Origin of the sequence: Vibrio splendidus 12E03 (assembly GCF_000272105.2) — a bacterium.
In the GTDB taxonomy this organism is placed as follows: Bacteria; Pseudomonadota; Gammaproteobacteria; order Enterobacterales; family Vibrionaceae; genus Vibrio; species Vibrio splendidus_I.
On record NZ_AJZD02000088.1, the window covers coordinates 1 to 5119 of the forward strand.

The following is a 5119-nucleotide window of genomic DNA, read 5'->3' on the forward strand; positions in this document are numbered from 1 at the left end:
CTTTCTCCATTTCTTCCGCTACGTCCTGTAGGCGTGGCAGCGTATTCGCTGCGACACTGTCGGCCAGTTCGTGAACGTCATTATCTGAATTGAAAGCGTGGCGTTGTAATGAGGCTACCGCCGAGCTTAGTGATACCTGATTGCTGTATACGCCACGCATCATTTCTAACGCGTCTACCTGATCAGGTTCTAGGTTCTTTAAGTATTCGGTGAGCGGGTCGTATTTCACGACCGCTCGACGTGGCATGAAGTTGCTCATCGGTGAACCTCCATCAGTGCCAGTTTTAATGGTGTATTACTGTTGTTATACGCCCACAGTTCGCCGCCTCCCGTCAGTGTGATTCCTGCGGGTGCCGTGCGATCACCTAAAACGGGTAATCCCACTACAGCAGAAACATGCGAATCACCGAGCATCACCTCGGCTTCTGCATCACTGATGTTCTGAATAATCGCTTCTAGTCGTGTAACCGAAGCATTCACTAAACGAACTTTGTTGTTTGGCTGAATCAGAATGTGGTCGCGACTAATAAAGCGTTGTGCAATCTCTTGTCGGGTCGTGACAACCGAGCGCACCTCACTAATAGCCATGGATTCAGCAAATTTAACGTTAGCAGGCGGCGTTGTTTTCAGGTTCTGCTTAGTCAGCTGATAAATAACACGTATAGATGCGGCGTGTGGGTTAGATATCTCAAGCTCTTTAAAGCTTGAAACGTCTAACGTATCGCCTGCATCTACACGGATTTTTTCTCCGTTATCGCTTCGGACATACAAATATTCCTGAGCTTCACGGACGATCAGTAAACGAGCTGAACCGACACCAAAACGCTTTACTGCACTAGGTTCTAAAGTTATCGCTTTCATCTAGTCCCCCTTGAACGCAAGAGCAACGCCTGCGATAGCAAAAGAAATAGCAACAGCAATTGCCACCTTACTGATATCACCAGAGTTACCCGTTTGACTGCGTGATGCGGTGTTTTCTGCCATGGCCAAAGCAGCTCGGGCGTTTTCTCCCGATTGTGCTGCCATAGACTTAATGGCTGACGTTGTATCCGCGCTGTTCGAGCGCATATTGTCTAACGCCTTTTCACTAGTTCGGCGGCTGTTTTCTAAAGCTTTCTCACCAAATACGAATGCCTTAGATATTGATTCCTGACCGTTATCTAATGCTGCTCTTAATGAGTCTTTATTTGCCTTAATCGAATCAGAAGCAATTTGGCCGTTTAGTTTAAGAGCCTCTTTGCTGACGTTCTCGTTTGACTTGATCGCATCACGACCAAAGTCAAACGACTCATCCACCGCATGTTCATTAGCGCGGAGTGCATCCGAACCTAAACGCGCTGCTTTATCCATCGCGGCACTATTGCTATCCATTGCCCGCTTCGCTATTTCTGACGCGGCTTTTACTGAGCCGTGATCAGTCATAGAGATATTGCCAACGTTGCCATTTATGCCAGAGAGAACGACACCAAGGTTATCCCCACTAATGGCACTGGTGCCGCTCGTGTTCGTGGTGTTGGTTACGTTCTTACTTGAACTGCTACCACCTCCGCCCATTAGTCATTCTCCAAAACAAGGGATAAAACAGACTCACGGCCTGACTTACCCGAAACCGAAAAACCGAAACGCTCAAGTATTCGCACCATGCCACGGCGAACCGTGTGATATTTGATTGAGCGATACCCTTGAGATTTCACCGCTTCAATGATGCAAGGCGCAGCTTTCACTAGCCCCTTACCTGTCATTGCTAGAATCAAATAATCATTGTCACTGGTGACGAAGCCCACAAAGCGAACCGAAACGCCTACCCCTTTCAAGTGATAAAAACTAGCTCGTTTGGTTTTCACCGCATCACAGCAAAAATCAAATTCAGCCTTAGCTTGTGACACCCCATTGAACGCGGATTTAATTAGCGAAAACTGAGCGGCAATATCTGCGCGAGTAGGTCTAATCAACATAAAATTCATTTCTTAAACGCCACCCACGCAATGCCAACAGCTAACAACACAAACGGTATGTTTTGCGCGAGCTTTTGCCCCGCACTACCACCAAAGTTGATCGCTCCATTTCGAATCCCGCCAATTGAATTGGTGCCCGTTGCTTCACTTGGTCCAGCTGCGCCGCCTCCGGCACTGATTGGCATAGAACCGCCTGCACTCAAGCCACCACCGATACCTGGTATCATTTGTTCCCCTTAATGACTCGATAAGCCACATAGCAACCGCCACCAATGGCACCGATTTTTAATAGCTTGGTTACGCTACTTCCAGACCAAAAACCCGCACCAAAGCCAAGACCACCCGCTAACAGAGGAAGAACCACAATTAATGGCATAACTCTCCCCCTATTAGTTTTTCAAAACCACGATAAGACCAAGTAAAAGCACCGCAGCACCAATACCACCGCCCACATACAAAAGGGTTTTGTCGTTACTCTGCAGAGAGGAACCCGTAACCGCGTTGCCGTGGTTATCTTTCACTGTTTGTTGTGGCTGTTGCGTTGTGGCTGCATTTTTTGATGAGTCGTCTTTGGTCGCGACATCAATCAAGTTGCCCATCCCCTCGCCAACGTCATCAAGCAGACCAGAACCGAAGTCCGTTAAGTCATCCCAAAAAGCCAATAGTCACCCCCTACACTAAGTCAGGGCGAACAACGAGCACCGACTCAACAATGATTGGAATTGAGCCAACAGGCTTATGAGTTTTCACGGTGAATTTCAGCTCTGAACCGTGCGCCGTAGGAAACAGCTCATCGATATAAAAGCCGCGCATGATTGGGTCAAAGTGGTAACAACCCGCCTGCCAAAAACGGCGGTTTCGTTTGGCGCGCATATCTTCAAGCGCACGGCTTGAATCATGCACTTTCACGAAATCACGATAGATTTGTAGGGCGTGGATTTGATCACTTAAAAAGTGCATGCGGCGCACTAAATGAAGAGGGCCAGAAACGAGATCAAGAAACTCATTTTCTGTTGAGCTTGCTTGCATCGTCTGCTTTTTGATTTGTGGGATAACAACACGAGCAGGCTGACGCGCTGACACTGTTGCCCACGCTTGAAGCTTGATAGCAGGCGCGTTGTCTTGAGTAGAATCGGCAATCTCAACTTCCAGAGTGATATTGTCACCCGCTTCAGTCACAAGCCCCGTGTAACGAACCCCGTTCTTAGTTTTTGCAGAAATATCCGCTAATGGAATTGTGAAAAAACCATCCGTTTGAGCAAGACCTTTGTACGCTTCAATCTTTTTAATCAGCTCACCATCAAGAACGATAATCTCATCCGCATTCAAGCTGATGGTTACGCGTCGAAGTTGAGCCGCACTAAGATTGGTTTCGAGAAAAATCTCATCGTACGTAGGACCAATCGGAATGGTTAACGTAGCTTTCTCACCGTAGCCCGTACCCGTAAAAGAGTTCAGTTTGGTTGGAGTAGACATAGTAACTAACTCCCTTAACCGATTTGGTCTTCAACAGCATCAACGTTGTTTGAAGCCCAAACAACACCCGCAGCCACAATGCCTGCTAGCACTGCAATGACTGCTAATTTTTTTGGTGTAAAACCTGCCATTTGTTTTCCTATAAAAAAGACCGCCCAACATTGGACGGCCTTTACTTAAACAAATGATTTGGTTTGGATTCCTAATACTTATTTGGTTTAGGTTTGGTTTAAATGAGACTTGAATCACAAATCTATTTTCAACCAACATAAAAAACTGGCTGAACCCTAAAGTCCAGCCAGTTAAATATTTACAATCAGAAAATGTGCGTTGACTACTCAGCTATAGCAATAAAGTTAAACGTCGCGTCGTATGCATTAGGCGTCAAATTGTTAATACTCAAAGTGAAACCATTTTTAGACACTTCTTTAAGCGATACCGAAGCTGTATAAGTATCACTGGACTCACGCGATGTATCCGGTGTCGCAACAACAACAGGAGTTGTTTGAAATAAGTTGCTATCAAAGAACACTTTGAAAACTCCTGTTTCATGACGTTCAGCTTGAAAACCTTTACCGATTTCAACTTCACCGTTATACGATACCTTTCCGATTACTTGAGTCATACCTAGCCCTTACTTATTGATTAATAGGTTAATTATTAAATGTCACTCAGTGACAAATTAAATCTAGCCCACAAATACAAATAAGCAACAATATTCATATAAATTTATAACTCACCACTTTATAACTCCAAAATTATAAGATTTACCATCTTGAAGTAGATACTCAAGCGGGTCGAGTTGCTCGATCGCATCAGCAGGAATTCCGGTCATTTTTTCCAAATAGGTCGCACTGGCTTTGGTCTTTTGCATCATCACACAAGCATGCTGACAGTTATCAATAATGGTCTTCGATACTTCCTGACCACGTTGAAACAGATTGATTGTGTGAAGGTTAAACTTCCTGCCTAAGCGCAATATTTTTCCATGGTAGCCAACCGCTTTACCCGCATTTTCACTATGCTCGGCTACCTCCTCACAAATGATTTTTAATGGTTTGGTATGCTTTCCGTTCCCCATAGCCCAAACGACCTGACAAAACTTATCGAAGTCCTTTGATGTGGTTTCATGAGTCGGTTGATACGCAATCTTAAAGCCCTGCTTTGTTTTACGTCCTGCAATCAGTGCAGCGGCAAACTCCTTAATACTGGAATAACCACGCACCACTCGCCCTGCTAGCTTTCCGCTGTAGTCGCCCATTGGATCAAACATGGCTACTTGGTCGGTAGATTTGATAAACAGCTTTTTAGCGGCAGAGGTTTTACCGCTGCCGCTCATACCAACCGCAAACACGTGACCATTTTTAAGGGCATTATTTGGGTTAATTGGTTGCATTTATTGCACTTCCTCTTTTCCCTCTGGTTCCGCCTCTTGAGGGTTTACCTCTTTCGCTTCATCAATTGCTTTAAGGGTTCGGATTTGGTTAAACGAAGTAAAACCGAGTGCGCCAGCTGCGATCACAAATGACAGTTCTTCTTTGTAATGAGCTAACCACGGTGGAAGCTCACCGCCATATTTAACGAACAACGGCGCGGCTGCACTTGCAACGTTTTGAGCTTGTTCAGCATCAAAAGCAAACTCTTGGTGACCGAACTGTTTTAGCACTTGCTCTGTCACGCCAAGAACC

10 protein-coding genes and 1 pseudogene are annotated in these 5119 nt (G+C 45.5%); all 11 read right to left on the bottom strand.

The genetic code is table 11. The annotated features are described in order from the left end of the window. Positions 1–259 (bottom strand): hypothetical protein (locus A142_RS07920; protein WP_019820785.1); only part of this gene is annotated, 259 nt, incomplete at its 3' end. Beyond that, on the bottom strand, positions 256–861 hold the full coding sequence (locus tag A142_RS07925) for a hypothetical protein (RefSeq protein WP_019820786.1): 606 nt from the start codon (positions 859–861) through the stop codon (positions 256–258). The genes A142_RS07920 and A142_RS07925, both read right to left, overlap by 4 nt. Then, positions 862–1554, bottom strand: a complete 693-nt coding sequence (locus A142_RS07930; RefSeq protein WP_019820787.1) for a hypothetical protein — start codon at positions 1552–1554, stop codon at positions 862–864. Further along, positions 1554–1955, bottom strand: a complete 402-nt coding sequence (locus A142_RS07935; protein ID WP_017071467.1) for a hypothetical protein — start codon at positions 1953–1955, stop codon at positions 1554–1556. The genes A142_RS07930 and A142_RS07935 overlap by 1 nt, the downstream gene beginning before the upstream one ends. A gap of 5 nt (positions 1956–1960) precedes the next feature. Next, positions 1961–2182, bottom strand: coding sequence for a hypothetical protein (locus tag A142_RS07940; protein ID WP_016783620.1), 222 nt, complete (start codon positions 2180–2182; stop codon positions 1961–1963). Continuing rightward, a complete protein-coding gene (locus A142_RS25100) occupies positions 2179–2331 on the bottom strand; it encodes a hypothetical protein (protein WP_019820788.1) in 153 nt (50 codons plus the stop codon). Before A142_RS25100 ends, A142_RS07940 begins: the two co-directional genes overlap by 4 nt. A gap of 13 nt (positions 2332–2344) precedes the next feature. Beyond that, on the bottom strand, positions 2345–2617 hold the full coding sequence (locus A142_RS07945; protein WP_019820789.1) for a hypothetical protein: 273 nt from the start codon (positions 2615–2617) through the stop codon (positions 2345–2347). A gap of 10 nt (positions 2618–2627) precedes the next feature. Further along, complete coding sequence (locus tag A142_RS07950; RefSeq protein ID WP_016783617.1) at positions 2628–3431, bottom strand: major capsid protein P2; 804 nt, start codon at positions 3429–3431, stop codon at positions 2628–2630. 334 nt (positions 3432–3765) lie between these two features. Continuing rightward, the gene (locus A142_RS07955; RefSeq protein WP_019820790.1) at positions 3766–4056 is read right to left on the bottom strand and encodes an H-type lectin domain-containing protein; all 291 of its coding nucleotides are present in this window, start codon (positions 4054–4056) and stop codon (positions 3766–3768) included. 111 nt (positions 4057–4167) lie between these two features. Further along, positions 4168–4827 (bottom strand): hypothetical protein, encoded by a 660-nt coding sequence (locus tag A142_RS07960; RefSeq protein WP_019820791.1) that lies wholly within the window; start codon positions 4825–4827, stop codon positions 4168–4170. Continuing rightward, positions 4828–5119, bottom strand: a pseudogene (locus tag A142_RS07965) (hypothetical protein); the annotation flags it as partial.

Excerpts from the sequence above, each read along its gene's own strand:
- A142_RS07960 (WP_019820791.1), bottom strand. The coding sequence starts at position 4,827 with ATGCAACCAATTAACCCAAATAATGCCCTTAAAAATGGTCACGTGTTT.
- A142_RS07935 (WP_017071467.1), bottom strand. The coding sequence starts at position 1,955 with ATGTTGATTAGACCTACTCGCGCAGATATTGCCGCTCAGTTTTCGCTA.
- A142_RS07955 (WP_019820790.1), bottom strand. The coding sequence starts at position 4,056 with ATGACTCAAGTAATCGGAAAGGTATCGTATAACGGTGAAGTTGAAATC.
- A142_RS07950 (WP_016783617.1), bottom strand. The coding sequence starts at position 3,431 with ATGTCTACTCCAACCAAACTGAACTCTTTTACGGGTACGGGCTACGGT.
- A142_RS25100 (WP_019820788.1), bottom strand. The coding sequence starts at position 2,331 with ATGCCATTAATTGTGGTTCTTCCTCTGTTAGCGGGTGGTCTTGGCTTT.
- A142_RS07930 (WP_019820787.1), bottom strand. The coding sequence starts at position 1,554 with ATGGGCGGAGGTGGTAGCAGTTCAAGTAAGAACGTAACCAACACCACG.
- A142_RS07925 (WP_019820786.1), bottom strand. The coding sequence starts at position 861 with ATGAAAGCGATAACTTTAGAACCTAGTGCAGTAAAGCGTTTTGGTGTC.
- A142_RS07940 (WP_016783620.1), bottom strand. The coding sequence starts at position 2,182 with ATGATACCAGGTATCGGTGGTGGCTTGAGTGCAGGCGGTTCTATGCCA.